This is a genomic window from Chromobacterium sp. W521, assembly GCF_052805975.1.
Window position 1 is genome coordinate 246928 of the sequence record NZ_JBRBAF010000005.1, and the last position, 25826, is coordinate 272753.

The following is a 25826-nucleotide window of genomic DNA, read 5'->3' on the forward strand; positions in this document are numbered from 1 at the left end:
AATGGAAAATCGATTTTATTTGCAGTTTGACAAGACTGGAAAATTGGCCACCCGCTATGATGTGCTAGTACATGGTAACGATATCCCTGACGATGCGATACCTGTAGAAGAGGACGTGTTTGGTAAAACGCTTTCAGCGTCTGAGTTTGACTGGGTTATTTTGGATGGGGAGGTGAAAAAGGTTTCACCACCCGCCCTCACCCCAAGCCAAAAAAAAGAACAAGATTTGCAAAGGGCTGAATTCAAGCTGAAGCAAGAGCGCGCGATTGCAGACTCAGCCATTATGCCGTTGCAGGATGCATTCGATCTGAAAATGGCAACCGACGCCGAGTCGAAAAATCTCGCGGCCTGGCGGCGCTACCGGGTGGAGCTGTCACGCGTACCGCAACAACCCGGCTTCCCCAGCAAGATCGACTGGCCCACGCCACCGGAAACTAAATGACACAAGCCCCGCACTCGCGGGGCTTGCTCGTTGCCGGCAGGCCGCTATCAAGCGGCGTGCTGGATCTGCTCCGCCTCATACCTCAGCGCCGCGGCGGCGCTGACGGCAAAGAAGTGGATCGACGGGTCTTCATGATGGCTGGCCAGGGTTTCCCCCAGGTGTGCCAAACACACGCAGAGGTTTTCCAGTGTCTCGCGTGGGTCATCCCCAATCAGGGGATTCAAGGTGTTGGCAACAGAACGATTGTGCATTTCTAACCTCATTTATTATTCAATTAGGCAATTAAATGCCAAGACGCTATTTTTACGAAATAGTTACAGGTTTGATATTGTCGTTTAAGCCAATACGTTGCATAACCTCCGGTAAAAAAATGTGCGCCACCAGCACGCGCACATCCTGCCGCTTGCCTACCTCAGATTTAAACCCAAGTTTTATAAAGGAATTTTCCACATGCGCGCGGATAGTGCGCTCGGTAATCCCCAGCGCCTGCGCCGCCTCACGATAACTGCGCCCAGCGGCGATAAGTAAAACTACGTACACCTCTGCATCACTTAACTGTCCTAATCGCTGGGCCTGCACCTGTTGCCGCAATGCGGCGTCCGCCAGCACCTGCCGCAAATCGTCTGCCAGCCGGATCCGCAAATGTGCTGGCGCTTTCTCTTTCGCGATTTCCGCGATGACATCCAACAACGTGAGCATATCCCGCGTGTCCGCTCTCTCCAGAGCGCGCTGGAGCAGGTCGGAGACGGGAAACGGCATAAAGTCCTAGGTAAAAGTACGGTTAAATTCAACGCTAGGTTGTGGCGCGGCCTGATACAACAAGCTCAGCTCGCGCCGGAATATCACGCGGGGCAACATGCGCAGAACCTCATCCGGAGACTGAGACATGCCCCAGGACTACCACCACGGCGTCCGCGTGCTGGAAATCAACACCGGCACGCGCCCCATTCGCACGATTTCAACCGCCATCATCGGCATGGTCTGCACCGCAGACGATGCCGACCCGGCCGCCTTCCCGCTCGATACCCCGGTCTTGCTAACCGATGTGCAAGCCGCCATCGGCAAGGCAGGCAGCAAAGGCACCCTGGCCTCCAGCCTGCAAGCCATCGCCGACAACGCCAGCCCGCTGGTGGTGGTGGTGCGCGTCAAAACCGGCAAGGACGCGGCGGAACAAAATAGCCTGATCATCGGCACCACCACGGCCAGCGGCCAAAATACTGGCCTCAAGGCGCTGCTCAGCGCCCAACAGCGCGTCGGCGTGCGCCCGCGCATCCTGGGCGTGCCAATGCTGGATACCCTGCCGGTGGCTACCGAGCTGGCCGCCCTCGCCGCCAAGCTGCGCGCCTTCGGCTACGTCAGCGTCAACGGCTGCAAGACCAAGGAAGACGCCGCCGCCTACCGGCAAAACTTTGGCCAACGCGAGTTGATGGTCATCTGGCCGGACTTCACCGCCTGGGACGGCGTGGCCAACAAGGACATGCCCGCCCCTGCCGTCGCCCGCGCGCTGGGCCTGCGCGCCATGCTGGACGAAACCCAGGGCTGGCATAAGACGCTGTCCAATGTGGTGGTGCAAGGCGTCACCGGCATCAGCCAAGATGTGTACTGGGATCTGCAAAACCCGGCCACCGACGCCGGCTTCCTCAACGAGAAATCCATCACCACCCTGATCCGCCGTGACGGCTTCCGCTTTTGGGGCAGCCGGACTTGCAGCGATGATCCGCTGTTCGCTTTCGAGTCCTACACCCGCACCGCCCAGGTGCTGGCAGACACCCTGGCGGAAGCGCATATGTGGGCGATGGATAAGCCGCTCACCCCCACCCTGGTCAAAGACATCGTGGACGGCGTCAACGCCAAGGGCCGCGAGCTGGTGACCCATGGCTATCTGCTGGGCTTTACCTGCTGGTACGACGCCACTGTCAACGACAAGGACACGCTCAAGGCCGGCAAGCTCGCCATCGACTACGACTACACCCCCATCCCGCCGCTGGAAAACCTGATGCTTCGCCAACGCATCACCGACCGCTATTTGCTGGACTTCGCGTCCAAGGTCAACGGCTAACAGGAGACAACCATGGCCGCACTGCCGCGCACCCTGCGCAAATTCAACCTGTTCAACGACGGCATGTCCTTCATTGCCGAATGCCTGTCGGTCAAGCTACCGGCGCTCAAGATGAAAACCGAGGACTACACCGGCGCCGGCATGATCGGCCCGGTGGCGCTGCTCAAGGGCGTGGAAAAACTGGAGATGGAACACACTTACAACGGCCCCATCCCGGAAATCATCGCCACCTTTGGCGCGGAAAAACACGACGCCGCCAAACTGCGCTGGATGGGCAGCTATGCCAACGAAGCCACCGGCGAAAGCCACGCCGTGGAAATCGTCGCCGCCGGCCGCCACAACGAGTTGGACTCCGGCGACGCTAAAGCCGGCGAGAACGGCGAATTCAAAGTCAAAACCGACCTGACCTACCTGAAATGGATCATGGACGGCAAAGAGCTGATCGAGATCGACATCGTCAACGACGTGTTCAAGGTAGCCGGCCAAGACCGCATGGCCCAGCACCGCGCCAACGTCGGCCTCTAATCCCCATAATCTAGGAACCCCAAACCATGACCGAAAACACCATCCAGCTGGACGCCCCCATCCAACGCGGCGAAACCAAGATCGAAGCCATCGAACTGCGCCGCCCCGGCGCCGGCGAGCTGCGCGGCCTCAAGCTGGCCGACGTGCTGCAGTTGGACGTGGATGCCGCCATCAAGCTGCTGCCGCGCTTGTCCATGCCGGCGCTGACGGAAGAAGAAGCCAAGCGCCTGGACCCGGCCGACCTGCTGCAATGCGCCACCGTGGTGGCCGGTTTTTTGTTGAAGAAATCGGAGCAGCCCGCCAGCCCCTCCCCGGCAGCGTAGACGACGCCATCGCCGATATCGCCACCATTTTTCATTGGCCGCCCTCGGTCTATCACGCCATGCCGCTGGCCGAGCTGGCCAGCTGGCGCGAGGCGGCCCGCCTAAGATCAGGAGCCGCCGACGATGATTAGCAAGCTGAAAATCGAAGTGCTGCTGGCGGCCGTGGACAAACTGACCCGGCCGCTCAAGCAAGCTATGGCCGGCAACCAAGGGCTGGCGCGCGCGGTGAAGGAAAGCCGCGACCAGCTCAAGCAACTCCAAGCCGCGCAAAGCAGCATTGACGCCTTCCGCAAACTCACCAAAGAAAGCAAGGACACCGGCCAGGCGCTGGCCGGCGCGCGTCAGCGTCTGGAGGCCGTCCGTCAACAAATGACGCAGGCCGGCGGCGCCAGCATCAAGCTATCCCGCGAATACGCCGCGGCCGAACGCGCCGTGGATAAACTCAGCATCGCCCACCGCAAGCGCCTGGAGGCCGCACGCGCCGCCTCGGCCGGGCTGCAAAAGGAAGGCATCGACACCCGCCAGCTTTCCGCCACCGAAACCACACTCGCCGCCCGCCTCCAAGAAACCAACCGGGCGCTGGAGGCGCGGCAAGGCAAGCTCGATGCCGTCGCCCGCCGTCAGCGGCGGCTCAACGAGGCGCAGCAGCGCTACAGCCAACATATCGCTGTGCGCGACAAGATCGCCGGCGCCGGCGCAAAGGCTGCTGCTGGCGGTGCGGCCATCGGCGCCGGCATGGCCATGCCGGTGATGGCCTACGCCCAGGCCGAAGACGCCGCCACACAGCTGAAGGGCGCGATGATGGTCAAAGATGGCAGCGTTAGCGGTGAGTTTGCCAAGATCACCGAGTTGGCCAACCGATTGGGCGACAAGCTCCCAGGCACGACAGCCGATTTCCAAAACATGATGACGATGTTGATTCGCCAAGGCATGAGCGCCAAATCGATTCTTGGCGGCACCGGCGAAGCGGCGGCCTACTTGGGCGTGCAATTGAAATTGACGCCGGAAGCTGCCGCCGAGTTTGCCGCCAAGATGCAGGACGCCACCGGTGCGGCGGAAAAGGACATGATGGGTGTCATGGACACCATACAGCGGACTTTCTACGTTGGCGTGGATCCGTCCAACATGCTCAACGGCTTTGCCAAGCTCTCCCCTGCCTTGGCCATGATCAAGCAACAAGGGTTAGATGGGGCCAAAGCCATGGCGCCGTTGCTGGCCATGGCGGACCAGAAAAACCTTGTTGGCGAATCTGCGGGCAATGCGTTCCGCAAAGTGTTCCAGCGCAGCCTGGATGCCAAGAAAATTGCCAAGGGCAACAAGCTCATCAGTGCAACAAAAGCTGGGTTCAAGCTGGATTTTTCCGATGGTAAAGGCGAGTTCGGCGGGCTAGACAAGGTGTTTAACCAGCTCGCCAATCTGAAAAGATTGAACACCCAGCAACGCAATGCCGTCATTCAGGAGATTTGGGGAGACGATGCGGAGACACTGCAAGCCTTGGATCTGATGATCAAGGACGGCATAAGCGGATACCGCGAAATGCAGCAGAAAATGGAAACCCAAGCCAGCCTGCAGCAGCGCGTCAATCAACAGCTCGGCACCCTGAAAAACCTATGGGACGCCGCCTCCGGCACCTTCACCAATGCCATGGTACGCTTTGGCGAAGCCATCAGCCCGGAGCTGAAGTCGGCCACGGAGTCGATTGGCAAGCTATCAGAAGGACTAGGCGCGTGGGCCATGGAAAACCCGGCGCTAGCCAACGCCATCATGAAAACCCTCGCCATCGTCGGCCTGCTGCTGGCCGGCCTGGGCGGATTGGCGCTGACTACGGCGGCCGTCATCACCCCGTTTGCCATGCTGGGCCTGGTCATGTCCAAGGCATCCATCGTCATCGGCTCGCTGGGCGGCATCTTCGGTCTGCTGCGTGGCGCGCTCTCCCTGCTGGGTGGTGCGCTGGGCATGGCCGCCAAAGCCATGCTGTTTCTCGGCCGCGTGTTCCTGATGAATCCCATTGGATTGGTGGTCACAGCCATCGCGGCGGCGGCCTATCTCATCTGGCGCAATTGGGGCTGGATCGGCCCTAAGTTTGCCGCGCTGTGGCATGGCATCAAGGACGTGTTCTCTACCGTCTGCGGCTGGGTCACCGGCTATCTGATGAACTGGACGCCGGTTGGCTTCATCGTTCGGCATTGGGAAGACCTGTGCAAGATCACCGCCGCGCTTTGGGACCGCTTCAAGGGCATCGTCTTTGCGGCCGGCGGCGCGCTGGTGGCGTACTTCCTCAACTGGACACCTCCGGGTTTGATCATCAAGCATTGGGACAGCATCCAGACAGGCGCACGGGCGGCTTGGGACTGGATCAGCGCCAAGGCGACCGGCGCCGGCCAAATCATCGCTGATTACTTCAAGAGCTGGACATTGTTTGGTGTCATCGTCCGCCATTGGGATCAGATCACCGGCTTTCTGGGCAGCTTGGGCGCGCGGCTGGCCGACCTGGGCCGCATGGCCATGGACGGGCTGATCGGCGGCATCATCAGCAAGCTGGAAGCCTTGCGCAACGCCATCAGTGGCGTGGGCGACAGCATGATCAACTGGCTCAAGATCAAGCTGGATATCCATAGTCCATCCCGCGTCATGGCCCAGTTGGGCGGCTTTACCATGGCCGGCCTAGAACAAGGCATCGACAAGGGCCAAGCCGGGCCGCTGGCCAGCATGCGTGAAGCGGCCAAAAAGCTCACTGCTGCCGGCGCCGGCGTGGCCATCGCCACCGCGCCCGCCATGGCCGGCCAACTGGAGCACCGCCCACCGCTGCGCGCCAGCGCACCGGCCGCTGCGGCCGCTGCGGCCGCGTCCAACATCCACATCACCGTCAACGCTGCGCCAGGCATGAACGAGCAGCAGCTCGCCGCCCTGGTGCAACGCCAAGTGGCGCAAGCGCTGGCCCAAGCCGCCAACCAGCAAGCCGCCGCGCGCCGTTCCCGCTTTGGAGACTACGACTAATGCTAGGCATGCCGATGATGGCCCTGGGCCTATTCGTGTTCACCCTGGACACCCTGCCCTATCAGGATTTCAAACAACAATACGGCTGGCGCTGGCCCAGCAATAGCCGTGTCGGCCTGCGGCCTGCTTATCAGTTCCTGGGGCCGGATGAGGAAACGATCACCCTGGCCGGCCGGCTGATGCCGGAGTTGACCGGCGGCGAAACCGCCCTCAGCCTGCTGCGCCTGATGGCGGACCAAGGCCGCGCCTGGCCGTTGATCGAGGGCACCGGCACGCTGTACGGCTATTTTGTGGTGGAGAAGATGGACATCAGCCGGCAGGAGTTTTTCAGCGACGGCGCGGCCAGATGCATAGACTTCACCCTGTCGCTCAAGCGCGTGGACGATCAGTTGCTAGACCTGCTCGGCACCGTCACCCACGCCATGCTGGAGCTGATCCAATGACCGGCGCCGGCCAGTTGTTCGAACAAACCGCCAGCCAGTTGGATAGCCTGGCCAAGCAGGCCAGCCAGACGCTAGACAATCAGGCCGCCCAAGCGTCAGAGGCACTGCGCCAGCCGCGCCGGCCCGTCTGCCGCATCCTGCTGGGCGGCAAGGACATCACCCGCAATATCACCCCGCGGCTGATCAGCCTGACGCTCACCGACAACCGCGGCTTTGAGGCGGACCAGTTGGACATCGTACTGGACGATAGTGATGGCAAGCTGGACATCCCGGAACGCGGCGTCACCGTCCAACTCGCGCTGGGCTGGGCAGATGGCCCGCTGGTGGATAAGGGCAGCTACATCGTGGACGAGGTGGAACACACCGGCGCGCCGGACACCCTCACCCTACGCGCCCGCGCGACCGACCTGCGCGCCGGCATCGCCACCAAGCGGGAAAAGAGCTGGCACAAAACCACCGTGGGCGCCATCGTGCAAGCCATCGCCAAGGCCAACGGCCTGACGGCGGCCATCCCCGACTGGCTAGCCAAGCAAAAGATCGAACACATCGACCAAACCAGCGAGAGCGACGCCAACCTGCTCACCCGCCTGGCCACGCAATACGACGCCGTCGCCACCGTCAAGCAAGGCCGGCTGATCTTCTGCAAAGCCGGCGACGCCGAAACCGTCACCGGCCAGCCCTTCCCCGCCTGCCTGATCCGGCGCGGTAGCGGCGACAGCCACCGTTTCAACATAGCCGACCGCGACGCCTACACCGCCGTCAAAGCCTACTGGCATGACGTGCGCGGCGCGAAGAAAGGCGAAGTCATCGTCAACAAAGACACCAAGTTTGAACGCCGCGCCACTATCACCAAGCTAGGCCGCAAGAGCAAGCGGACTAAACTCACCTCCATTCAGCAAAAGGGCATTGAACCCAGCAGCGAAAACATCAAAGTCCTGCGCCACGTCTACGTCAGCGAAGCCACCGCGCTGCAAGGCGCCAAGGCCGCTTGGCAAAAGCTGCAACGCAGCGTAGCGGAATTTTCCATCACCCTGGCCGAGGGCCGGCCGGAGCTGTTCCCGGAACTGCCCGCCCAGGTGCAGGGCTTCAAGCCGGCCATCAACGCCACGGAATGGGTGATCAACAAAATCACCCACACGCTGAACGACGGCGGCTATACCAGCCAGCTGGAGCTGGAGATGAAGCTGGATGAAGTTAAATAACGATTTACTTTTATTTCAAATTTAAGGTTACATGACTCGCGTAGTATGTCCCTTTGTACACCTCCGCGACAATAAAGATATTCTGTTTTTCGTTATCTATGGAATAGCTGCCCCAATTTGACTTTGTCGTGACATAATTAGAGTACCCCTCAAGCATATTGTACATTTGATTAGTATACGTTTTATGCTGAAACCATTTTGAATTCTCCAAGTGTTTCCTAAACTCATCTTTCAATTCAGAAAATATCGTATTATGGCTGCAGTACTTAACGGAATTTCGCAAGAGATGCTTATGTATTGCTACGGCATAACACATCGCACCTTGTAGTATGTGATTTTCCGCAAAATTGTCGGTATACTGAACTTTAGGCATTTATTATTCCTCAAGAGATTTGAATGAATATCTGGTTACAGTATTCACTCAGAAAACTATGAACACCCCATCCAGATAAATCAAATGACATTTCCTGTCATTTTGAATAGCTACACATCCTCTTCCCCATCCCATCCGGGACAAAGCCGCGCCCGGGCAAACCGCGCTGAGTAAAGGGCGATCCCGCCTTAGCTATCTCGCAGCCTGTGCTTTCTCAGAATCCTCGCTATCCTTCAGCAGAATTCTGCACAAAACAACCGCTAGGCCTTGACCACATCAATTATTTCGATAAATATAGAAATATGGAAACGAAAAATGCTGTCACCCTATTAGCCGCTTTGGCACAGGACACACGCCTGGCGATCTACCGACTACTGGTCCAGCAAGGCCCCGAAGGCCTGGCGGTAGGCCAGATCGGTGAGCGGCTCGCCGTGGCCAACGCTACCTTGTCCTTCCACCTGAAGGAGTTGTCTCACTCCGGCCTAGTCCAGGCCCGCCAAGAGGGGCGCTTCATCTACTACTCGGCCAACTACGAGCAGATGAATGCCCTGCTGGGCTTTTTGACTGAAAACTGCTGCCGCGGCGAGGCTTGCGCGCCGGCGAGCAGCATCTCGCCCTGCGATGGCGCTTGCTCATAACGAATCACTATCGGGAGTTCGATCATGAAACGCTTTCACGTCCACGTCGCGGTAGCCAATCTGGAAGACAGCATTCGCTTCTACTCGGCGCTGTTCAATGCACAACCCACGGTCCAAAAAACCGACTACGCCAAGTGGATGCTGGAGGATCCACGGCTCAACTTCGCGATCTCCAACCGCGGCACCGCCACAGGAGTCGATCACCTCGGCATTCAAGTGGACAGCGAGGAAGAGCTAGTACGGCTACAACACCAGTTGCAGGCGGCCGACATCAGCATGGTGACGCAGACAGGTACCGCCTGCTGTTACGCCGAATCAAACAAACACTGGGTCACCGACCCCGCAGGCATCGCCTGGGAGAGTTACCAGACGCTGGCGTCGATCCCGACGTTCAACGGTGGCGAGCCCCCTGCAAGTGAACCGGCCAGCACCTGCTGTACGCCGAAGATCGCCGTCAAGATCACACCCAAGAACACCTGTGCGCCGGACAGCGGTTGCTGCTGAAGACTACCGAGAAAGAGAGCCCGCCATGAACCAAGCCGCGATCAATGTGCTTTTTCTGTGCACCGGCAACTCCTGTCGCTCCATCCTGGCCGAAGCAGTCTTCAACCACCTGGCGCCGGCGGGTTGGCATGCAATGAGCGCCGGCAGCCAACCGACTGGACAAGTCCACCCGCGCTCGCTGGCGCTGCTGGCGCGAGAAGGGATCGCCACCGATGGCTACCACAGCAAGTCCTGGGATCATCTGCCAGCGACGCCTGACATCGTGATCACGGTGTGTGCCAGCGCCGCCGGAGAGACCTGCCCCGCCTATCTGGGGCCGGTGCTGCGCAGCCACTGGGGCGTGGAAGATCCCGCCCATGCAACGGGTAGTGATCAGGAGATCGACACGGCCTTCCTCACGGCCTATCGCATCCTGCGCGCGCGGATCGAGGCTTTCCTGGCCTTGCCGCTGGACACGCTGCACCAGGATCGGCCCCGCCTGAAAGCTGAGCTTGATCGCATCGGCACACTGCACCTCTGAGCAGCACTGCCTTCGCGGCAGCATGCATGATCGCCCCCATCCCACGGAGAATGGCATGTCCACCCAATCTGAAGCCGCCCATCCCTGCGCCGCTGGCGCCTCGCTTAGCCTATTCGAGCGCTACCTGACCGCCTGGGTCGCCCTCTGCATTGTGGCCGGCATCGGCTTGGGGCAGGCTTTCCCCAGCCTGTTCCACACGATCGGAGGTTTGGAAATCGCCCAGGTCAACCTGCCAGTCGGCCTGCTGATCTGGGTGATGATCATCCCAATGCTGTTGAAAATCGATTTCGGCGCGCTGCATCAGGTCAGGGCGCACATCAAGGGCATCGGCGTTACCCTCTTCATCAACTGGCTGGTCAAGCCCTTCTCGATGGCCTTTCTGGCTTGGCTATTCATTCGGGTATGGTTTGCGCCACTTTTGCCGGCAGCACAGCTGGACAGCTACATCGCAGGTTTAATCCTGCTGGCGGCCGCACCGTGCACCGCCATGGTGTTCGTCTGGAGTCGGCTGACCGGCGGGGATCCGTATTTCACACTGTCCCAGGTGGCGTTGAACGACTTGATCATGGTGTTTGCCTTCGCGCCGCTGGTCGGCCTACTGTTGGGTGTCTCCAGCATCACCGTACCTTGGGCCACGCTACTGACCTCGGTCGGACTGTATATCGTGGTGCCGGTGCTCATCGCGCAGATCATTCGTAAGATGCTGCTGAACAAAGGACAGGCAATATTTGACGCTGCCATGCACCGGATCCAGCCGTGGTCCATCTCGGCGCTACTACTGACTCTGGTACTGTTATTCGCCTTCCAGGGCAACGCCATCTTGCAACAGCCGCTGGTTATTGCGCTGCTGGCCGTGCCCATCTTGATCCAGGTGTTCTTCAATTCGGCTCTGGCCTATTGGCTCAACCGCCAGGTAGGCGAAACACACTCGGTGGCCTGCCCATCTGCGCTGATCGGCGCGTCTAACTTCTTTGAACTGGCCGTCGCAGCCTCGATCAGCCTATTCGGTTTCCAGTCTGGTGCCGCGCTGGCTACGGTTGTAGGGGTGCTAATCGAGGTACCCGTGATGCTGCTAGTGGTACACATCGTTAATGCCAGCAAAGGCTGGTACGAGAAAGGCTCGCAGCCCTAGTAGGTCTAACTGATATACCATCATCTGGCAGCAATCAGCAGCCCATGGCGCTCACGGTCCAGCATCATATCTGGCTGGCGGTGTGCCAGATCGGTGTGTTGAGAGAGTTGGCGGAGTAAGCAAAATGTAAATAGTGAATTGTAAAAACTAACGGATTCCGTTAGTATTGAGTAATGGAAAAACGCACCGCCCACTATTCTTTGGACGAAATTAAAGCTGCGGTGCAGGTTCGCGGCGTGCCCTGTTTCACCAGAACCGCGCGAACCGGTTTTGTGGAGTTGGGCTTGAGCGAAGCGGAAGCCCTGGCCGTGGTACAGTTGATTGGCCGGCGGGACTTCAACAAGTCGATGACAACCCATCTAGACCACACGGTATGGCAGGACGTGTACAAGCCCATGACCCCATGTGGCCGGGCTTACGTCAAATTCACGCTGCGCACGGATGGCGCCATCGTCATTTCGTTCAAGGCGTGCGCGGAATAAAGGAGAACATCATGGCGCATCATTGCCTGAATTGCGAAGCGGCCGAGATGGTTCTTGAAACCAAGGATGTCACGGTCTCCTACAAGCATTTATCCGCGGTGGTACCGGCGGTGACAGGCTGGCATTGTCCGCATTGCGGCGAAATCGAGTTCACCGACGAGGCCAGTTCGCGCCGCCACATGGACGCGCTGCAGGAACTGGCCCAGCGTCAGCGGGCGGAAACACGCTTCTTTGTGAAGGCCACCCGGCAAAAGCTCAAGCTGACCCAGGCTGCTGCGGCCAAGATCTTTGGCGGCGGCGTCAATGCATTCAGCGAGTATGAGCGCGGTGTCACTCAACCGCCAGTGGCAACCATCAAGCTGTTGAAAGTGCTGGACAAGCACCCGGACTTGCTCCGGGAAGTCGTTGAGGCCTGATCAAAAGCCCCGCTTGATGCGGGGCTTTTTGATTCAGTGGGCGCGTTGGAACCATATCCCTAACCGCGCCACAGTAGCAGGCATCCTATTAGCAGCACCCCGGCCAGCCAGCTGAGCTACGTCACCACCCGGCTGTAACAAACGTGGACACCATGGAGCGATATGTGTCAGGCATGCCTGCACGGGAGATGATTAAAAAATATAGGGCAGCAAATTTATATTATTGACATTAGCCCTAAACTTCTCCAATTCAGATTGAGCATCTTTTATTTTATCAATCCCTTTTTGAATTTCCATTACTGAGGTAGAAACCTTATTCAGTTCAGAGGTCGAGCTAGCTAGGGGATCCAAGTCTTGCAATGCTTTTAAGGCTTTTTGCGCTTTCAGAAAAATATCAGTTTCATTCAAGGAGAAGCACTTTACATTTACCAGATCCCCCATATGCTCATTTACTTCACGTGACGGGTACTCCCTCACCTTCTTTGCTTCCTTAAATTCTTCATCCGATAGCCTTCTGGTACGATACACTGAGTAATCAGCACGATTTGCAATCTCCTTTAGTTTCTCAACCACATCCTCTCCTCGTTCGATTGATTTCTTAAAATCAGCACGAGAAATCAAAAAAGCTTTGGATTCACTCTTAATACGCTCCACTAAATCATAGTAATATTCAAAGTCATCTTGCAATTTTTGCGCAAACCTCAGTGCACCCAAGTGTCGAATTTTGTTTTCTGCCATCCGCGCATGAATAACAAAATTATCGGGATCAAATTTACGACCACAGACGTTACCAATATTGGACACTTTTCCAGATTTCAATCTAATAAGATAGCCTTTGCCATGTGGCTGTCTACAACCTAACTTTTGGCATGGCGTCTTTTCCTTATCCTTTAGCCGATAGTGACCCGAAATTGAAGAGAACTCATCCACCTCTGGATCAATTCTCTCGGTGTAACCTGGAACTTGGCGAATCTCTTCCATGTTGTCGTAAAAATCAAAATCATCAATATTGCCACGTAACTGCTCTGTTGGTACTTTCATATAGTTTCCCATTACTACAGATACATGAACAGCTATCCTTTACCAGCTTTTTGGGCTTCACTAGTGAAGCTTGGTTGCTCGCTTAAATCGAACTAAGAATACGGACTTTCTGTTCAGCAAACTCAGCATCGGTGATCAGCCCCTTGTCTTTCATCGCGCTTAGCTTCTCAAGCCGAGCCACTGGATCGTCTCCTGAGGAAACGACTTGTGGTTGGTGGTACTTCCGCGCATTAATCGCATCCCGCACCTTATTGGTAAACGGCACCACGGTCTTTTTCCAAACATTGTCTATCTTGCGCTCGGATGCGCCATTCTGGATCAGGATCTTGCCAAACAGCAGGCCAGTACTTCCAGAGACCGAATTAACCTTGTCCAACTCTATCGCAGTTTGCTTCAGACCAAAAATCATCCCTTTATCAAGAAACAGAATGCGGTGATCGGTCAGCACAATCAGCCAAGTGTTGCTGTCCATGAGGCCAGAGGTGAACGCCAGTACCTGCTCCCCATTGGCCAGCACCTCCGGCAAGTGGTTCAGTTCTTTCTTGGTAAAAAACTGATCGTCACCGATCTCTTTGGCGATACGGTCGTATTCCGCCTTGAGCGCTTCTTTGGGGGCGGTTTTGAAATCAAAGGCCATCGTGTTTCATTCCTTGAACGTATTGGTGATGGGTCAGCAGACAAGATGCCATCGAACATGCCCCGCCAGCAGACAGGCTGGACGACAGAAAGTGGCAGCCGTTTACCTTATCGTGGACGACCACAGAGCCTCCTTGAGCGCATTCTGAAGTCTCGCGCCATTGGCGCACATTAATGACTATGAGTTAAGCCATCATTGTACAAAATGTTATTCACATAGAGCTAATTTGTTTCAAGATGTAAAATGGAAGCCCGTTAAGAACTTCAAGATGCCTTCGCGATGAAAAATTTGCTCATATTGATTGCGGCCATAGTGGTGGCCGTGGTGGTCTGGAAGCTGTTAACCAAGTGGCTGAGCGGCAAGCAATCTCATGGCGCTGTGGTCGTCACGCTGGGCGGGATCGGCTCTGCGCTCTCCTTCTTGCTGACCGTGGGCATTCTTGCGCCGGAACCGGACGCGAAGCCAGAAGCCAAGGTGGAGGCTCAGGCCACAAACAAGGCCGAGCCGTTGGCAACAGCGTCCGCAGCCAAGCCAGAGGTCAAGCCAGCCGCTCAGCCCACACCGCCGCCTGAAAAGATTGCCCAGCAAAAAACGCTTGGCCTTTCCACCGCCAAACTGGTAGGCGACATCGAGATTGCCAAGCGCGAAGACTCGCCGCTGCGGGATGGTACGCGCCGGGAAATCTTGACCATCAACAAGATCATGACCTTGGAAGCCATTGGCGAGCCACACAACCTCAGCCGCTACACTCTGGTCTTTGGCGTGCCCAATGACGACAATGCATCGCTAATGCTCAACGCCGTCACTGCCGCGGCGATGTTCGCCAACACCTATCCCGAGTGGAATGGCAAAAAGGACAATGCGGTCAATTGGTTCACCAGCGCGATGCGCAAGCTGACCAAGAATGTGCAGAAAAACCGGGATGAGCCGACGCCGGTCAAGCTTGAGCGAGACGGCAAGACGGTGGAGCTCAGCGCCGTCCCCGCCCTGGGCATGATCTTTCTGTCGGTAGAGCCGAAAGAGTAAAGCCCTGGACATGCAAAACGCCCGGCACTTGGCCGGGCGTTGTTATGCTTTGATGATCATCATGCCGCTTGAGCGCGAGCACTAAAAAGCAGCATCATGTAGAACTGCCTATAAAAATATGTATTTAAAAAACTACGTGTTTTTTAAATTGCTTAGGCATACTTTGTGCTCAGGATCCCACCATAAAAGCTTTACCGTACCATTTAACCGAATTCCAAAAACTCTTTTAGGCCCCGTGAGCCGAAAAGAAAAAAGTTCATCAATATCATTCTGCTGTATTTCCTCAAGCCTTTTTTGAGCATCTCTAGAGAGACGATCAACTGAAATAGAATGGTGCTTAGCCCCTTCAATTTCAGTCCATCGCATAGAGTCGAACTCATGCAGCTTACTTAATATTTCTAGCTCTTCCGTACTTCCTTTTGGCCATGGGAAAGGCCCACCCAAATCAACAGATGAAAATCTCCAGCAGGGTGACTCAAGTTGAACTTGGGCTGGAACAACAACTTTTTTTGCGCTTTCGTCTCTATTTACAGCTTGATTCGGTATTCTTTTCTGTTTTTTCGCCATAACTAGCCCCCCTACAAGGAACCATAAAACTCACCCATGGCTGACCATGATATTTCTTTATTACTTCTCTCACTTGGGGGAATGCCTTTCCTAGCATTTCTCCAAGGAGCTTCGCTATGAGTTTGTTCGCTCAACCATCTAGCAGATTTATCCGCATAGTTTTCTAGCACGATATCTAAAGTATCGCGCTCATATTTATTCAATGCCTCCGAGCGGCCTCGATCACCAATAGTATCCGCCGTGACAAAAAAACAACCTCGATGAACATCATAAAGCTCTGGGCAAACTGGACCATTTGCCCATGCTTCAATCTTAGAATCAAATAGCGGAGAATCGTCCCACACTAGAGACCAAGCCTGAGCATAGTAAACTAGCTTTTGTAGTTTCATGGCACTCATTTCACCATGTTTTTCAAGAATATACTTTGCAACATCAAGCACACTAGCCATTACAATCTCCTACAACATCTTAAAAACGCAAAAACACGATACAGGGACATATAGAAAAACACCAGAAACTATATGTCAGTGCCCGTTTTTGATTTTGTAGCGAAATACATATAATTTTACTCCAACACCTCAACAATTTTATGCATCATCCCCAGCACCAGGTGCTGGCCGCGCGAGTCCAGTTGCTGGAACTGTTTCAATAAGGTATGAGCATCTTGTGTCAGCTTAGACTCATTTCGTTGTCCCACGATGATAAAAAGCACGTCAAACCCTGACCCATAAAGCCTTCCGAGGGCTTCAGCATTCCGAAAGCTCGTGCCTTTTTCATAAGCCATGTACATGGTGTACCCAACTCCAGCCGCTTTCGCGCTTTCCATTTGGGTGAAGTCAACACGCATCCGCTCTTGGCGGAGCCGTTCGCTGATAGTCACAGCAGTGTCTCTTAAAGTAGCTAACAGCCACCCAAATCAGATAGGTGGCCTAGCTATGGGCCTTGTTGTAGGCCTGGATCATGTCACAAATGAAGTGCTTGCCACGTTCGTCTAGTTGGGCAAAGGAAGCCAAAACGGCGTTCTGTTCGGGGGAGAGGTCAGAGGCGTTCCGCTGTCCGGTGACGATGTAAAGCACATCAAACCCCGCTGTAGCCCAGCTTGCCAATGACTGAGCGTCAGGATATCTGTCGCCCCTCTCATACCCTTGATATGTGGAATAGGCGATGCCACCGACCTTGGCAGCCTCTTGCTGATTCCATCCAAAACGGGCTCTTTCCGCCCGCAATCTATCCCCAAGGCTCAATTTTTTAATCCATACCTGTTGCGCAGATTAATTTTTTAATCCATCATGTGCTTGCGAATCACTTTCTTGAGCATAGTAACTCACATGCAAAACGCCGAACAGACAGCCCGCCCGCGCCGCGCTTACGGTCCGCGCGGCACTTCCAAGGTCAAGCCGGTGCAGATGCGCCTGCTGCAAGCCGAGCGCAGCGAGTTTGATCAAGCCATCGCAGATACCGGGTATTCCGAAAGCAAACTGGCCCGCGACATTTACCTGCTGGGCCTGGCCGCCTGGAAAGCCAGCCGCGCCGGCAATGCTTGAACTGTAGCCAAGCCACCGCGGCCTGGAAACCACAAGACCTCTAGATTTTTGGTGATACCCGATGGACAACTTCAGAAATTGCTACCAACAGATGTGCAAGGGCATGCCCGGCGGATGGCCGGCGATGGCCGCCGCGCTGGGGATCACCAAGGATGCGCTGGAGAACCGCGTTTACGAGCGCCGGGGCCAGGTGATCAGCCTGCATGAGGCGATGCAGATGCAGGCTTTCCACGGCTCCACGCTATTTGCCGAGGCGGTGGCGATGGACAGCGGCGGCGTGTTTGTGCGCATGCCGGACGCCGAGCGGGTGGACAACGAGGAAATCCAGACCCTGTACATGGAGCTGGTGGAAGACGTGGCGCGGCTGGCGCGCGAGTGGCGCGAGGCCACCCGCGACGGCGAGGTGGACAGCCGCGAGCGCCGCCGCCTGGAGCGCATCCAGCACGATATCTGCGCCAAGACGGTGCAGATGAACGAGCTGACCTTTCAGTTGTTTTGCCGGAGCTGAGGCATGGCGTACCCATGCAAATACTGCGGCTTTGTCTCCTATGCGCGCACCAGCCGGATGCTGACGGAAACGGTGAGGGAAACCTACTACCAGTGCAGCGATTACGAGCACTGCGGCAAGCCGTTCAAAACCTACAGCGAGTCCTGCGCCATCGAGCATAAGCGCACGCGCCTGGGCTTGAGAACGCCGATTGACGATAGGCAGCTGGAGCTGCCCGGCCTCGCCTGACGAGCTGATTTAACCCCGTTCCCCCTTGCAAAAAAATCGCACCCACGCGGCGCGAGGGGGCTTTTTACGCCCAAAAACTGGAGAACCCCATGAAAAAGCTGCGTTACGTCCGCTTCCAAAACGGCACCGGCGGCTACACCGCGCCGCTGCGCCAGCCGGCTGGCAACGGCCAGGCCATCGCCGCCGCCCTGGTGCTGGCGCTGCTGGTGGTGCTCCAGTTCACCCTGCCCGTCTGAGGAAATTGCCATGTCTTACGTTGACTTTCAGGCCGCGTGCCAGCGGCTGGATGCCCAGGTGGACGAACGCCGCGCGGTTCAGCATTTGCAGTCCGTTAGCGCCTTGCAGTCCAAGGTGCTGACGAAGGCGCAGTTGGAGGCCATCGCCGATATGCAAGACGGGATCAAGGTGATAGCCGGGGTGCGCGAGCAGATAGTCCGCATGGCCGCGATGCACCGCCTGCCGCTGAAAGGGCTGGGGCTGGGCATGACGGGGATGGGGCAGCTTTGGTACGAGTTGGAAACCCTGCTGGCGGAGAGCGAGCACGCCGCGGCGCGGCTGGCCGCCGGTGCTGTAGATGTGGAAGCGCCGGCAGCGCTGCCGCATAGCCAGGACGCAGCCGCATGACACCCAAGATGCCGGAACTGAGCCACCTGCCGGACAGCTGGGCGCTGGCCAAGATTGGCCACTTTCCGCGCCACTTGCAGCGGGCGGTGCGTGGCAACTGGCTGCGCCGGCGCAACCGCAACCTCACCAGCCGCAAGGGCGTGCTGGACGATGGCCGCGAGGCGGAAGCAAACGATTACCTGCGCGAGCTGGTGGGCCGTTTCCCGGCCAAGGCGCTGGAGCTGGGCGCCAACGAAAGCCAGCTGGTGGAATACGCCAAGGCCAAGGCAAGCCAGGCGGAGGCGCTGCACCGCGACGGCGCCAGCATGGAAGATCTGGAGCGCTTCTGCAGCGAGCACGGCATCGCGCTGCCCAACGCGGACACCGACGGCGGCATCAAGCTGCGGCTGGCTTGCAGCCTGTGGTGGCGCCGGAACCTGCGCCGTGTAAACGCGCGCAAGGCAGAGGCGCTGTCCATCGCGCTGGGCCTGGTGCACAAGCGCCACGCGCTGTACGCCAGCCACGACGCGGTGACCCGCCGGCGCGAGCAGAAGCGCCGCAACCGTGCGCTGCTGGAGGCGCTGACTGCCATCAATGAGCTGGGCGAGGAGTTCAGCCTGGCGGACGTGGCCGACGCCGGCATGAGCAATCCGCGCATCCGCCGCGCCGAGCTGATGTGTCGTATCGCCGGTTTCGAACATATCGCCATCGGCCTGGAGCTGGCCGGCGAGTTCATCACCCTCACCGCCCCTAGCCGCTTCCACCCGCGTGTGGCCGCCAGCGGCCAGCGCAATCCGCATTACGACGGCGTCAGCACGCCGACGGATACGCGGGATTACCTGGGCGGGGTGTGGTCACGCATTGGCGCCAGCCTGGCGCGTGCCGACATCAAGATTTTCGGCTTCCGGGTGGCGGAGCCGCATCACGACGGCACGCCGCACTATCACGGCTTGTTCTTCATGAAGCCGGAGCATGTGCGCGAGTTTCGCCGCATCGTGGCGCGCCATGCGGTGCGTGAGGACCGCCAGGAGCTGGGCCTGCGCTACGCGCTGACGAGGGCCGACGCCATGGCCATGGCGCGTAAGCAAAAGGCCGTCGGCGCCAAGGAACCGCTGGCCAAGCTGGCGGAGGCCATCGGCTGGGAGAAGGCTTTCTGGAACGGCAAGCGTTCGCGCTGGGTGTGGAAGGCCATCAAGGCCCGTGTGGACTTCAAGCGCATTGACTGGAGCCGCGGCACCGCTGCCGGCTACATCGCCAAATACATCGCCAAGAACGTGGACGGCACCCGCCAGGACGGGTTTTCCATCGGCCAGGACCATGAGGCCATCGGCGGCCGGCCGGATGGCGACGACGGCCTGACGCTGGCCGAGGATTACGCCACCGATGCGGTGATCACCGCCCAACGCGTGGACGCCTGGGCCAGCACCTGGGGCATTCGTCAGTTCCAGCAGGTTGGCGGGCCACCGGTGGGCGTATGGCGCGAGCTGCGCCGTATTGACTACGCGGACGCCGAGGATGTGCTGATGCGCGCCGCCGCCGCGGCGGACGCCGGCAACTGGGGGCGTTTCGTCGAGGTGATGGGCGGCCATGAAGCCAGCCGCAAGAACATGCCGCTGCGGCTGGCCAAGGACAGCGCGCCGGCCACCAACCGCTACGGCGAGCCGGGACAGAAGCGGCTGTTTGGGGTGGTGGAAGTGGACGGCGGGCAGCTGGCGGTGACTCGGATGCACACCTGGGAAATCAGGCGCGGGGTTGGGGTTTCAGGGCGCGAAAGCGCCCCTTGGACTCGTGTCAATAACTCTACGGAAACGAAATTCACCCCGATTCCGGCCCAGCCGGGCGACGCCCAGCGCATTGCGGCCGAGGCGGCGGAGATGGACATCTACATGAGCACGCGGCCGGAAGACGACGCCTTTCTGCCAGAGGCCGAAAACCGCGCCCGCCAGCAGCGGGGCCGCGCCGCTCAGCGGCAGTTCCAGCAGCAGATCAGCGAGTTCATGAAGTTTGCCGACGGCTGGGTGCAGCAAGCCCAGCGCCAGGCCGAACAGAAACGCGCCGACACCGTGCTGCGCCTGACCAGCCAGCGCCTGACTAAGCGCTTCAAGCGCATGGCGCCGGCGGCCGGCCTGGAGCAAATCAACGAAATCCGCATGGCCGCCCTGCTGCAAAGCCAAGACGCGCCACGGCCAGGTGCACGCTGGCGCGCCGAGGGTGGCAGCAGCAAGCCCATCGCCAGACAGCTGAACAACGCAATCGACCGCGCGCGGAAGTTCACCGCTCGGGTCCAGTGAGGAGGAAGGGAACATGCAACAGCAAGTGTATGGGCCGGACAGGAATGTAATGGCGAACCTGCTGATCGAGGAAGCCAGAGACGTTGATGGGCTTAGCAATGCCATGGCGCGTGTCGTGTGCCTGCAGCTTATAGATGGGCGTGGATACGGCGAAACGCTGCAGCGGTTTCAAAAAGCGTATGCGGAGTCCCGCGCAAAGTGGGCTCGATGCAGGCAACTCTTGGGGATGGATGAGAAATGAACGTGCAAACCAATCTCTACACCCGCCTTGTGCAAGCCGCCACCGGCAAATTCCGCGCCGAGCTGGACGCGGTCAACGGCCAGCTTCACAACATCGACCGCGCCGAACGCATCGCCCGGCGACTGCGCGACATCGAGCTGGATGCCACGGCCGAGGCCGGTCCTGGCGCTGTTCCGTTCATCGTGTTGCGCTTGCCGATTGACCTGTTGCAGCTGCAAGGCAACGTCATCGCCCTGGTGCGCAACACCCTGGAACGCCAGCTGGTACAAAACGGCCGCGACAGCCAAGGCCGCGACTGCTTCCAGATCCTGGACGAAGAGCGCGCCAGCCTGGCCATGGTGGTGGAGCCCATCTAAACCCCGGCCGCAACCGCGGCCATAGGCGAGCGGCCAGCCCAATCAACTGGGTGCGCCGTTCTCTGATAAGCCGGCAAGGCCGCTCGCCTATGGCCGCCAGTGCAAGGAAGCAAGACATGATAGAAATCGGCGATAATGTAAAAATTCATCTGGAATGGCTACCGCAGGCGCGCTACTGCGAAATCATGGGCGATACGCCTGATGGCGTGCGTGCCAAGAGGCGCGGCGGCGTCTGGCGCGAGAATGTGGAATGGCGGATTGCCGGCGACGGCAAGGTATGGGTCAACATCAAGGCGGTTCAAGAATGGGCAGCGAGCAGCAGAGCACCAAAAGCACGCCACGCGGCGTAAACATCAGGGGGAAAAGCCTGCAGGTGGCTTTTTCCTTCCGGGGGGTCGAGTGCCGTGAGACGCTGAAACTCGACCCCACCGCGGCAAATATTCGATATGCAGAGCGCCTGCGCGCCGAAATCCTGAACGCTATCGAGCGTCAAACCTTCCGCTACTCCGACTACTTCCCCAATTCGAAACGCGCAGCCCTGTTTGGCCATGCGGTGTCTTCCGTCACCGTTGGCCAGCTGCTGGACAAGCTGATTGCGCAGACGGAAAAGACGCTGGAGTTCGGCACGTGGAATGAATACCGCAAGGCGGTTGAGTTCAAGCTGAAACCCAAGTTTGGAGCCAAGCGGATCACCAACTTGATCGGCGCTGATATCCGCGATTGGGTTGTAGAACGCAATGTCACAATCAAAACCATCAGCAACGACTTGATACCACTGCGCCATGTTGTCGAGCAAGCGCTGTCGGATGGGCTTATTGAACGGAACCCATTCGCAGGCGTCATCCTGAAAAAGCTGGTGAACAAGGAAACCGCCAGCACCGATTATGAGGTGGACCCGCTCAACCGCCGGGAGATTGCCGCAGTGGTGGCCACCGCTGAGGGGCAGCTTAGAAACCAGTTTCAGTTCGCCATCTATAGCGGGCTGCGCACTGGCGAATTGATGGCGCTGCGCTGGGAGGATATCGACTTTGTGAACGGCATTATCAAGGTCCGCCGTGCCATCAGCCGCAAGCGAGAGAAGGGAACCAAGACCAATGCCGGCAAGCGTGACGTGCTGATGCTGCCGCCGGCGCGCGCGGCGTTGCTAGAGCAAAAGCGGTTTACGCTGACAGATCGTGAGCGGTTTGCCGGCCACGGCCGCGTGTTCATCAACCCATACACAAAAGCCCCCTGGACGCTGCCAGACCAGATCAACCAGCAATGGGGAACGGTCCTCAAACGCGCTGGCGTCCGCGCTCGCAACGCCTACCAGACCCGCCATACCTATGCGTCGATGTTGTTGTCCGCCGGCGAAAATATCATGTGGGTGTCAAATCAGCTGGGGCATGTTGACACCGAAATGGTCATCAGGACATACGGCCGGTGGATACCGGACCCGGATAAGCAGGGTGGGTATCAGCCGGTCAATGACTGGCAATTGCCATCTGAAAAACTGGCGTAACCGCCAGATGGGGGCTTTCTTTGTAAAGCCAAAGTGCGTGCAAATTTAGGGGGTCAAAGCAATGACGTTTTATAAGAACTTGGATCAAGCAAAGAATGCTCCTTTTGTAAGCAGTGGAGATCATTGCTTTTGTTGTAATGAAAAAATTGAAGGCAGTGTGGTTGCCTATGATGCTTATCCAAATCCAGACAGTGAGAGGCTAGTGCGAGTAATGATGCATAGGGATTGTGCGTTTGCAATGGCGCAGCGTCTGATCTGTGATGCTTGGCCAAACCGCCATGAGGGGGAGTTATTGAAGGTAGATGCATAAGACAATTCAGAGCCTACCAGATGGTAGGCTCTGCTTCTTGGGCTAGTCACAAATGCCGTCACGTTATCGCACAGCGGTCGCACAAACGAATGTGCGAAAAAGCAAAAAGCCCGCCGCTATTGGGTTATAGAGGGATGGATAGCAGGTTCGACTCCTGTTCTCTTCCGCCGTTCGCTCCGCCAACATCCCGCCCCAGGCATAGCGGGCAATGGCATTGGATCGCATGCTGTTTCACCAGCGCGCGCAGGCGTTCCAGCCGCTTCGCCTCCGCCAGCATCACAGATGCCGCCACGGGCTTGGCCTCGGTCCTCCCCAAAGCGGATGGAAGCGTCGTTGTCGCCGCCGCTCCCGCCGCCGCGCCTGCGCCCAACATCACTCCGCCCACGCCGATATGCAGCCACTTCACCTCCATCGCCCTCTCCCTATCCCAGAACGGTTCGCACAGATGTCCGACTCTATCGCTGACAGGAAGTGCCGACGATGCGCATAAAAAAACGGCCCCATCAGGGCCGTTTCATGTCTATTCGTCCAATCAGCGAATGATTTCCACCTTATAGCGCGGCGGCAGCAGCAGAGCCGGCACCTCGCGCTTCGCCTTCCGGCTGCGACGGCCGCTCAAAGGTCTCTTAACGCCCTCGGTCGAACCGGCCAGAACCGAAGCTTCCGGCTTGGGCGGCGCCGGCAAGCGCTCACGCTCCCGTTCCCGTTCGCGCTCACTGGGGCGCGTCAGCCAGGAAGGGCGGAAACCGTCGACGATCTGCGGCGTCAACGTCTGCTTGGTCAGCTTCTCGATAGACTCGTGCTGACGGGTTTCTTCCGGGGACATTAACGAAATCGCCACGCCCTTGGCGCCGGCGCGGCCGGTACGGCCAATCCGGTGCACATAATCTTCCGGGGCGTTCGGCAGCTCGAAGTTGACCACATAGGGCAACTCCGTCACATCCAGGCCGCGAGCGGCGACATCGGTGGCCACCAATATGCGCAGTTTGCCTTCCTTGAACCCCGCCAGCGTTTCCAGACGCGCGCCCTGAGCCTTGTCGCCGTGAATGGCTTCGGCTTGCAGGCCATCGCGCTGCAATTCACGCGCCAGACGGTCGGCGCTGAGCTTGGTCTTGCAAAACACGATGACCTGGCTCATCTCGCGAGATTTGATCAGATGCGTCAACAGATGGCGCTTTTTGAAGGCGTCCACCGAGTAAACAATCTGCTCGACCTGATCGTTGGTGGCGTTTTGACGCGCGACCTCCACCGTTTGCGGCGACTTCATGAAGTCAGCGGCCAGCCGTTTGATCTCCGGCGCAAAAGTGGCGGAGAACAATAGAGTCTGACGCTCTTTGGGCAGCATGCCCATGATCTTGCGGATGTCCTGAATGAAACCCATATCCAGCATGCGGTCGCCTTCGTCCAGCACCAGCACTTCCACCTTGTTCAATTGAACGGTTTTTTGCTGGATGTGGTCTAGCAGGCGTCCCGGCGTGGCGATCAGGATTTCCACGCCGCGGCGCAGTTCCTGAGTTTGCGGGTCCATATTGACGCCGCCGAACACCGTGGTGGCGCGCAGAGGCAGGTATTTGGTGTAGCTCTTGACGTTGACGCCGATCTGATCCGCCAATTCGCGGGTAGGAGACAACACCAAGGCGCGCAGCGGATGCATCGCCGGGGACACGCTGGTATTGGCGTATTTCTTCAGGCGCTCCAGAATGGGCAGCATGAAGGCCGCGGTCTTGCCGGTGCCGGTTTGGGCGGCGGCCAGCAAATCGCGGCTGGACAAAACCAGAGGAATCGCCTTTTCCTGAATCGGGGTGGGCTGGGAATAGCCCTGTTCTTCAATGGCGCGCAGAATCTCGGGCGACAGCCCGAGTTCGGAAAACAGCATGGACAACACTCCTGCAAAACTCGCGGGGCCTGTTGCGCGCACGCGCCAACATGCCCCCGTATTCAAATGACACAAACAGACAAGACAACGCCGCCCTAACGGCGGCGTTGGGTCGTCAGCCCATGTGGCTTGCGACGCTGAGCAGCAGGATTACGGCCAACCATAGCAAGGCGGAACGCCAGACCAGACCAACCGCGCTTTTCAGGTAGTTGGGGTCGGCTTCGTCGCCCAAGCCCAGTTCGGGCCGGAAGCGTATGGAGTAATCCTGTCTGAGCGGATCGCCCAATTTCACACCGATCGCACCCGCGGCCGAAGCCAGAAGAATGCCATTAGCGTAGTTCCCCCATGTTTTGGCCTGGGAGCGCCAGCAATACACCGCATCTTCGAAATCGCCCATGATGGCGAAGCTGGCGGCGGTCAAACGCACCGGAATCCAGTCCAGCCAGGCAGCGGCGCTAGCCGAGAAACGACCGAACGGGTCTTCGTCCGCGTCGCGGTTGCCCCACTTCTGATTCAGCATAGAACAGAGTCGATACAACAGCGCGCCGGCCGGGCCCGGCAACAACACAAACCAGAACATGGTGCCGAACACATGGCGGTAGCTGTCCACCACCCCCTGCTCAATCGCCAGCCGGGAAATTTCCTCGACAGACAATTCAGCGGTGCCCTGGCCAGTCCAATTCGCCAGCGCGGTGCGCGCGTCCAGATCCCGCCCTTCGGCCAAGGCCTGGGAGATTTCGGAGAACGCACTGGAGAAATGGCGGAAACCCATGGTCAGATACAAGATCAGGACATTCCACAACATCGCCAGGATCGGGCTCAAGGCGTGCAGCGCGTAGTAGATCAGCAAGCTGAGCAAGACCGCCGGCACGATCGCCAAGGACCACGCCAACACGCCATGACGGTTGGAGCCGGCATTCAGATTGCGTTCCAAATGATTGGCGTAGCGAGTGAACAGCAGCCAGACGCGATTGCGATTGCCTAACGGCCGCAACTGCTCCAGTGCCAGAGCGATAATCAAGGAAATCAGGGTCATTGGTT

37 protein-coding genes are annotated in these 25826 nt (G+C 58.2%); 26 read left to right on the top strand and 11 right to left on the bottom strand.

Features of this window, described 5'->3' with window-relative positions:
* Position 1: 1 nt before the first annotated feature.
* A complete protein-coding gene (locus ACUXV1_RS09630) occupies positions 2–442 on the top strand; it encodes a tail fiber assembly protein (RefSeq protein ID WP_446015271.1) in 441 nt (146 codons plus the stop codon).
* A 47-nt stretch (positions 443–489) separates the two neighbouring features.
* Here the strand turns inward: ACUXV1_RS09630 and ACUXV1_RS09635 are convergent, their stop codons facing one another.
* Both ACUXV1_RS09635 and ACUXV1_RS09640 read right to left on the bottom strand, forming a co-directional pair.
* Positions 490–693 (bottom strand): hypothetical protein, encoded by a 204-nt coding sequence (locus ACUXV1_RS09635; protein WP_162788046.1) that lies wholly within the window; start codon positions 691–693, stop codon positions 490–492.
* Positions 694–745: 52 nt separating this feature from the next.
* Entirely contained in the window at positions 746–1141 is a 396-nt protein-coding gene (locus tag ACUXV1_RS09640) for a LuxR C-terminal-related transcriptional regulator (protein WP_446015272.1), read from the bottom strand.
* Between the two features lie 187 nt (positions 1142–1328).
* Between ACUXV1_RS09640 and ACUXV1_RS09645 the strand changes: the two genes are divergently transcribed.
* The 13 genes from ACUXV1_RS09645 to ACUXV1_RS09705 all read left to right on the top strand — a co-directional run bounded on the left by ACUXV1_RS09645 (position 1329) and on the right by ACUXV1_RS09705 (position 12056).
* Positions 1329–2501 (top strand): phage tail sheath protein, encoded by a 1173-nt coding sequence (locus tag ACUXV1_RS09645; protein ID WP_446015273.1) that lies wholly within the window; start codon positions 1329–1331, stop codon positions 2499–2501.
* A 12-nt stretch (positions 2502–2513) separates the two neighbouring features.
* Entirely contained in the window at positions 2514–3026 is a 513-nt protein-coding gene (locus tag ACUXV1_RS09650) for a phage major tail tube protein (RefSeq protein ID WP_081571661.1), read from the top strand.
* A 26-nt stretch (positions 3027–3052) separates the two neighbouring features.
* Positions 3053–3349 (top strand): phage tail assembly protein, encoded by a 297-nt coding sequence (locus tag ACUXV1_RS09655; protein WP_446015275.1) that lies wholly within the window; start codon positions 3053–3055, stop codon positions 3347–3349.
* Positions 3277–3480 carry a GpE family phage tail protein gene (locus ACUXV1_RS09660; RefSeq protein ID WP_446015277.1) on the top strand — a complete coding sequence of 68 codons (204 nt, stop codon included), beginning with the start codon at positions 3277–3279 and terminating at the stop codon, positions 3478–3480. The genes ACUXV1_RS09655 and ACUXV1_RS09660 overlap by 73 nt, the downstream gene beginning before the upstream one ends.
* The gene (locus tag ACUXV1_RS09665) at positions 3473–6346 is read left to right on the top strand and encodes a phage tail tape measure protein (RefSeq protein ID WP_446015278.1); all 2874 of its coding nucleotides are present in this window, start codon (positions 3473–3475) and stop codon (positions 6344–6346) included. The genes ACUXV1_RS09660 and ACUXV1_RS09665 overlap by 8 nt, the downstream gene beginning before the upstream one ends.
* Entirely contained in the window at positions 6346–6789 is a 444-nt protein-coding gene (locus ACUXV1_RS09670; RefSeq protein ID WP_114153379.1) for a phage tail protein, read from the top strand. Before ACUXV1_RS09665 ends, ACUXV1_RS09670 begins: the two co-directional genes overlap by 1 nt.
* The gene (locus ACUXV1_RS09675) at positions 6786–7991 is read left to right on the top strand and encodes a phage late control D family protein (RefSeq protein WP_446015280.1); all 1206 of its coding nucleotides are present in this window, start codon (positions 6786–6788) and stop codon (positions 7989–7991) included. Before ACUXV1_RS09670 ends, ACUXV1_RS09675 begins: the two co-directional genes overlap by 4 nt.
* A 675-nt stretch (positions 7992–8666) precedes the next feature.
* Positions 8667–9002 carry an ArsR/SmtB family transcription factor gene (locus tag ACUXV1_RS09680; RefSeq protein ID WP_114153377.1) on the top strand — a complete coding sequence of 112 codons (336 nt, stop codon included), beginning with the start codon at positions 8667–8669 and terminating at the stop codon, positions 9000–9002.
* A gap of 24 nt (positions 9003–9026) precedes the next feature.
* Positions 9027–9506, top strand: a complete 480-nt coding sequence (locus ACUXV1_RS09685) for an ArsI/CadI family heavy metal resistance metalloenzyme (RefSeq protein WP_203390883.1) — start codon at positions 9027–9029, stop codon at positions 9504–9506.
* Positions 9507–9531: 25 nt separating this feature from the next.
* On the top strand, positions 9532–10026 hold the full coding sequence (locus tag ACUXV1_RS09690) for an arsenate reductase ArsC (RefSeq protein ID WP_203390882.1): 495 nt from the start codon (positions 9532–9534) through the stop codon (positions 10024–10026).
* A 55-nt stretch (positions 10027–10081) separates the two neighbouring features.
* The gene (arsB, locus tag ACUXV1_RS09695; RefSeq protein ID WP_446015282.1) at positions 10082–11158 is read left to right on the top strand and encodes an ACR3 family arsenite efflux transporter; all 1077 of its coding nucleotides are present in this window, start codon (positions 10082–10084) and stop codon (positions 11156–11158) included.
* 173 nt (positions 11159–11331) lie between these two features.
* Positions 11332–11640: a type II toxin-antitoxin system MqsR family toxin gene (locus ACUXV1_RS09700; protein WP_446015284.1), complete on the top strand. Its 309-nt coding sequence runs from the start codon at positions 11332–11334 to the stop codon at positions 11638–11640.
* Between the two features lie 11 nt (positions 11641–11651).
* Positions 11652–12056 carry a type II TA system antitoxin MqsA family protein gene (locus tag ACUXV1_RS09705; protein WP_446015285.1) on the top strand — a complete coding sequence of 135 codons (405 nt, stop codon included), beginning with the start codon at positions 11652–11654 and terminating at the stop codon, positions 12054–12056.
* A gap of 192 nt (positions 12057–12248) precedes the next feature.
* Here ACUXV1_RS09705 and ACUXV1_RS09710 read toward each other — a convergent pair whose 3' ends face one another.
* The gene (locus ACUXV1_RS09710) at positions 12249–13097 is read right to left on the bottom strand and encodes a hypothetical protein (RefSeq protein ID WP_446015286.1); all 849 of its coding nucleotides are present in this window, start codon (positions 13095–13097) and stop codon (positions 12249–12251) included.
* Between the two features lie 82 nt (positions 13098–13179).
* Positions 13180–13734 carry a PH domain-containing protein gene (locus ACUXV1_RS09715; RefSeq protein WP_446015287.1) on the bottom strand — a complete coding sequence of 185 codons (555 nt, stop codon included), beginning with the start codon at positions 13732–13734 and terminating at the stop codon, positions 13180–13182.
* A 279-nt stretch (positions 13735–14013) separates the two neighbouring features.
* Between ACUXV1_RS09715 and ACUXV1_RS09720 the strand changes: the two genes are divergently transcribed.
* Positions 14014–14760 (top strand): hypothetical protein, encoded by a 747-nt coding sequence (locus tag ACUXV1_RS09720; protein ID WP_446015288.1) that lies wholly within the window; start codon positions 14014–14016, stop codon positions 14758–14760.
* A gap of 132 nt (positions 14761–14892) precedes the next feature.
* On the opposite strand, the gene ACUXV1_RS09725 is transcribed toward ACUXV1_RS09720, so the two are convergent.
* From ACUXV1_RS09725 to ACUXV1_RS09740, 4 genes are all read right to left on the bottom strand, one after another.
* On the bottom strand, positions 14893–15327 hold the full coding sequence (locus ACUXV1_RS09725; RefSeq protein WP_446015289.1) for a hypothetical protein: 435 nt from the start codon (positions 15325–15327) through the stop codon (positions 14893–14895).
* 11 nt (positions 15328–15338) lie between these two features.
* On the bottom strand, positions 15339–15776 hold the full coding sequence (locus ACUXV1_RS09730) for a Panacea domain-containing protein (protein ID WP_446015290.1): 438 nt from the start codon (positions 15774–15776) through the stop codon (positions 15339–15341).
* A gap of 116 nt (positions 15777–15892) precedes the next feature.
* Entirely contained in the window at positions 15893–16207 is a 315-nt protein-coding gene (locus ACUXV1_RS09735) for a hypothetical protein (protein ID WP_446015291.1), read from the bottom strand.
* Between the two features lie 49 nt (positions 16208–16256).
* Positions 16257–16571, bottom strand: a complete 315-nt coding sequence (locus ACUXV1_RS09740; protein WP_446015292.1) for a helix-turn-helix domain-containing protein — start codon at positions 16569–16571, stop codon at positions 16257–16259.
* An 84-nt stretch (positions 16572–16655) separates the two neighbouring features.
* Between ACUXV1_RS09740 and ACUXV1_RS09745 the strand changes: the two genes are divergently transcribed.
* From ACUXV1_RS09745 to ACUXV1_RS09795, 11 genes are all read left to right on the top strand, one after another.
* The gene (locus ACUXV1_RS09745; RefSeq protein ID WP_227104538.1) at positions 16656–16871 is read left to right on the top strand and encodes a hypothetical protein; all 216 of its coding nucleotides are present in this window, start codon (positions 16656–16658) and stop codon (positions 16869–16871) included.
* Positions 16872–16932: 61 nt separating this feature from the next.
* Positions 16933–17379: a YmfL family putative regulatory protein gene (locus ACUXV1_RS09750; protein ID WP_118268227.1), complete on the top strand. Its 447-nt coding sequence runs from the start codon at positions 16933–16935 to the stop codon at positions 17377–17379.
* A 3-nt stretch (positions 17380–17382) separates the two neighbouring features.
* Positions 17383–17607, top strand: a complete 225-nt coding sequence (locus ACUXV1_RS09755; protein ID WP_446015294.1) for an ogr/Delta-like zinc finger family protein — start codon at positions 17383–17385, stop codon at positions 17605–17607.
* A gap of 89 nt (positions 17608–17696) precedes the next feature.
* Positions 17697–17843, top strand: a complete 147-nt coding sequence (locus ACUXV1_RS09760) for a hypothetical protein (protein ID WP_446015296.1) — start codon at positions 17697–17699, stop codon at positions 17841–17843.
* A gap of 10 nt (positions 17844–17853) precedes the next feature.
* On the top strand, positions 17854–18231 hold the full coding sequence (locus ACUXV1_RS09765) for a hypothetical protein (protein WP_446015297.1): 378 nt from the start codon (positions 17854–17856) through the stop codon (positions 18229–18231).
* Positions 18228–20501 (top strand): replication endonuclease, encoded by a 2274-nt coding sequence (locus ACUXV1_RS09770; RefSeq protein ID WP_446015298.1) that lies wholly within the window; start codon positions 18228–18230, stop codon positions 20499–20501. The genes ACUXV1_RS09765 and ACUXV1_RS09770 overlap by 4 nt, the downstream gene beginning before the upstream one ends.
* A 13-nt stretch (positions 20502–20514) precedes the next feature.
* Complete coding sequence (locus ACUXV1_RS09775; RefSeq protein WP_446015299.1) at positions 20515–20742, top strand: hypothetical protein; 228 nt, start codon at positions 20515–20517, stop codon at positions 20740–20742.
* A complete protein-coding gene (locus tag ACUXV1_RS09780) occupies positions 20739–21098 on the top strand; it encodes a hypothetical protein (RefSeq protein WP_194427763.1) in 360 nt (119 codons plus the stop codon). Before ACUXV1_RS09775 ends, ACUXV1_RS09780 begins: the two co-directional genes overlap by 4 nt.
* Positions 21099–21214: 116 nt before the next feature.
* The gene (locus ACUXV1_RS09785; protein ID WP_043591267.1) at positions 21215–21448 is read left to right on the top strand and encodes a hypothetical protein; all 234 of its coding nucleotides are present in this window, start codon (positions 21215–21217) and stop codon (positions 21446–21448) included.
* Positions 21403–22599: an Arm DNA-binding domain-containing protein gene (locus ACUXV1_RS09790; protein ID WP_446015301.1), complete on the top strand. Its 1197-nt coding sequence runs from the start codon at positions 21403–21405 to the stop codon at positions 22597–22599. Before ACUXV1_RS09785 ends, ACUXV1_RS09790 begins: the two co-directional genes overlap by 46 nt.
* 61 nt (positions 22600–22660) lie before the next feature.
* Complete coding sequence (locus ACUXV1_RS09795) at positions 22661–22909, top strand: hypothetical protein (RefSeq protein ID WP_446015302.1); 249 nt, start codon at positions 22661–22663, stop codon at positions 22907–22909.
* Between the two features lie 124 nt (positions 22910–23033).
* On the opposite strand, the gene ACUXV1_RS09800 is transcribed toward ACUXV1_RS09795, so the two are convergent.
* The 3 genes from ACUXV1_RS09800 to ACUXV1_RS09810 form a co-directional block, all read right to left on the bottom strand.
* A complete protein-coding gene (locus ACUXV1_RS09800) occupies positions 23034–23321 on the bottom strand; it encodes a hypothetical protein (RefSeq protein ID WP_446015303.1) in 288 nt (95 codons plus the stop codon).
* 120 nt (positions 23322–23441) lie between these two features.
* Positions 23442–24785: a DEAD/DEAH box helicase gene (locus tag ACUXV1_RS09805; protein WP_081557102.1), complete on the bottom strand. Its 1344-nt coding sequence runs from the start codon at positions 24783–24785 to the stop codon at positions 23442–23444.
* Positions 24786–24900: 115 nt separating this feature from the next.
* Positions 24901–25821: a CobD/CbiB family protein gene (locus ACUXV1_RS09810; RefSeq protein ID WP_019100620.1), complete on the bottom strand. Its 921-nt coding sequence runs from the start codon at positions 25819–25821 to the stop codon at positions 24901–24903.
* Positions 25822–25826 lie beyond the last annotated feature (5 nt).

Bases quoted from the DNA above. Each gene is read 5' to 3' on its own strand.
- ACUXV1_RS09680 (WP_114153377.1), top strand. From the start codon at position 8,667: ATGGAAACGAAAAATGCTGTCACCCTATTAGCCGCTTTGGCACAGGAC.
- ACUXV1_RS09770 (WP_446015298.1), top strand. From the start codon at position 18,228: ATGACACCCAAGATGCCGGAACTGAGCCACCTGCCGGACAGCTGGGCG.
- ACUXV1_RS09690 (WP_203390882.1), top strand. From the start codon at position 9,532: ATGAACCAAGCCGCGATCAATGTGCTTTTTCTGTGCACCGGCAACTCC.
- ACUXV1_RS09745 (WP_227104538.1), top strand. From the start codon at position 16,656: ATGCAAAACGCCGAACAGACAGCCCGCCCGCGCCGCGCTTACGGTCCG.
- ACUXV1_RS09750 (WP_118268227.1), top strand. From the start codon at position 16,933: ATGGACAACTTCAGAAATTGCTACCAACAGATGTGCAAGGGCATGCCC.
- ACUXV1_RS09650 (WP_081571661.1), top strand. From the start codon at position 2,514: ATGGCCGCACTGCCGCGCACCCTGCGCAAATTCAACCTGTTCAACGAC.
- ACUXV1_RS09730 (WP_446015290.1), bottom strand. From the start codon at position 15,776: ATGGCTAGTGTGCTTGATGTTGCAAAGTATATTCTTGAAAAACATGGT.
- ACUXV1_RS09795 (WP_446015302.1), top strand. From the start codon at position 22,661: ATGACGTTTTATAAGAACTTGGATCAAGCAAAGAATGCTCCTTTTGTA.
- ACUXV1_RS09780 (WP_194427763.1), top strand. From the start codon at position 20,739: ATGAACGTGCAAACCAATCTCTACACCCGCCTTGTGCAAGCCGCCACC.
- ACUXV1_RS09665 (WP_446015278.1), top strand. From the start codon at position 3,473: ATGATTAGCAAGCTGAAAATCGAAGTGCTGCTGGCGGCCGTGGACAAA.
- ACUXV1_RS09685 (WP_203390883.1), top strand. From the start codon at position 9,027: ATGAAACGCTTTCACGTCCACGTCGCGGTAGCCAATCTGGAAGACAGC.
- ACUXV1_RS09645 (WP_446015273.1), top strand. From the start codon at position 1,329: ATGCCCCAGGACTACCACCACGGCGTCCGCGTGCTGGAAATCAACACC.
- ACUXV1_RS09725 (WP_446015289.1), bottom strand. From the start codon at position 15,327: ATGGCGAAAAAACAGAAAAGAATACCGAATCAAGCTGTAAATAGAGAC.
- ACUXV1_RS09660 (WP_446015277.1), top strand. From the start codon at position 3,277: ATGCGCCACCGTGGTGGCCGGTTTTTTGTTGAAGAAATCGGAGCAGCC.
- ACUXV1_RS09675 (WP_446015280.1), top strand. From the start codon at position 6,786: ATGACCGGCGCCGGCCAGTTGTTCGAACAAACCGCCAGCCAGTTGGAT.
- ACUXV1_RS09775 (WP_446015299.1), top strand. From the start codon at position 20,515: ATGCAACAGCAAGTGTATGGGCCGGACAGGAATGTAATGGCGAACCTG.
- ACUXV1_RS09765 (WP_446015297.1), top strand. From the start codon at position 17,854: ATGTCTTACGTTGACTTTCAGGCCGCGTGCCAGCGGCTGGATGCCCAG.
- ACUXV1_RS09720 (WP_446015288.1), top strand. From the start codon at position 14,014: ATGAAAAATTTGCTCATATTGATTGCGGCCATAGTGGTGGCCGTGGTG.
- arsB (WP_446015282.1), top strand. From the start codon at position 10,082: ATGTCCACCCAATCTGAAGCCGCCCATCCCTGCGCCGCTGGCGCCTCG.
- ACUXV1_RS09710 (WP_446015286.1), bottom strand. From the start codon at position 13,097: ATGAAAGTACCAACAGAGCAGTTACGTGGCAATATTGATGATTTTGAT.
- ACUXV1_RS09785 (WP_043591267.1), top strand. From the start codon at position 21,215: ATGATAGAAATCGGCGATAATGTAAAAATTCATCTGGAATGGCTACCG.
- ACUXV1_RS09715 (WP_446015287.1), bottom strand. From the start codon at position 13,734: ATGGCCTTTGATTTCAAAACCGCCCCCAAAGAAGCGCTCAAGGCGGAA.
- ACUXV1_RS09655 (WP_446015275.1), top strand. From the start codon at position 3,053: ATGACCGAAAACACCATCCAGCTGGACGCCCCCATCCAACGCGGCGAA.
- ACUXV1_RS09700 (WP_446015284.1), top strand. From the start codon at position 11,332: ATGGAAAAACGCACCGCCCACTATTCTTTGGACGAAATTAAAGCTGCG.
- ACUXV1_RS09635 (WP_162788046.1), bottom strand. From the start codon at position 693: ATGCACAATCGTTCTGTTGCCAACACCTTGAATCCCCTGATTGGGGAT.
- ACUXV1_RS09640 (WP_446015272.1), bottom strand. From the start codon at position 1,141: ATGCTCACGTTGTTGGATGTCATCGCGGAAATCGCGAAAGAGAAAGCG.
- ACUXV1_RS09800 (WP_446015303.1), bottom strand. From the start codon at position 23,321: ATGGAGGTGAAGTGGCTGCATATCGGCGTGGGCGGAGTGATGTTGGGC.
- ACUXV1_RS09755 (WP_446015294.1), top strand. From the start codon at position 17,383: ATGGCGTACCCATGCAAATACTGCGGCTTTGTCTCCTATGCGCGCACC.
- ACUXV1_RS09630 (WP_446015271.1), top strand. From the start codon at position 2: ATGGAAAATCGATTTTATTTGCAGTTTGACAAGACTGGAAAATTGGCC.
- ACUXV1_RS09790 (WP_446015301.1), top strand. From the start codon at position 21,403: ATGGGCAGCGAGCAGCAGAGCACCAAAAGCACGCCACGCGGCGTAAAC.
- ACUXV1_RS09810 (WP_019100620.1), bottom strand. From the start codon at position 25,821: ATGACCCTGATTTCCTTGATTATCGCTCTGGCACTGGAGCAGTTGCGG.
- ACUXV1_RS09670 (WP_114153379.1), top strand. From the start codon at position 6,346: ATGCTAGGCATGCCGATGATGGCCCTGGGCCTATTCGTGTTCACCCTG.
- ACUXV1_RS09760 (WP_446015296.1), top strand. From the start codon at position 17,697: ATGAAAAAGCTGCGTTACGTCCGCTTCCAAAACGGCACCGGCGGCTAC.
- ACUXV1_RS09705 (WP_446015285.1), top strand. From the start codon at position 11,652: ATGGCGCATCATTGCCTGAATTGCGAAGCGGCCGAGATGGTTCTTGAA.
- ACUXV1_RS09805 (WP_081557102.1), bottom strand. From the start codon at position 24,785: ATGCTGTTTTCCGAACTCGGGCTGTCGCCCGAGATTCTGCGCGCCATT.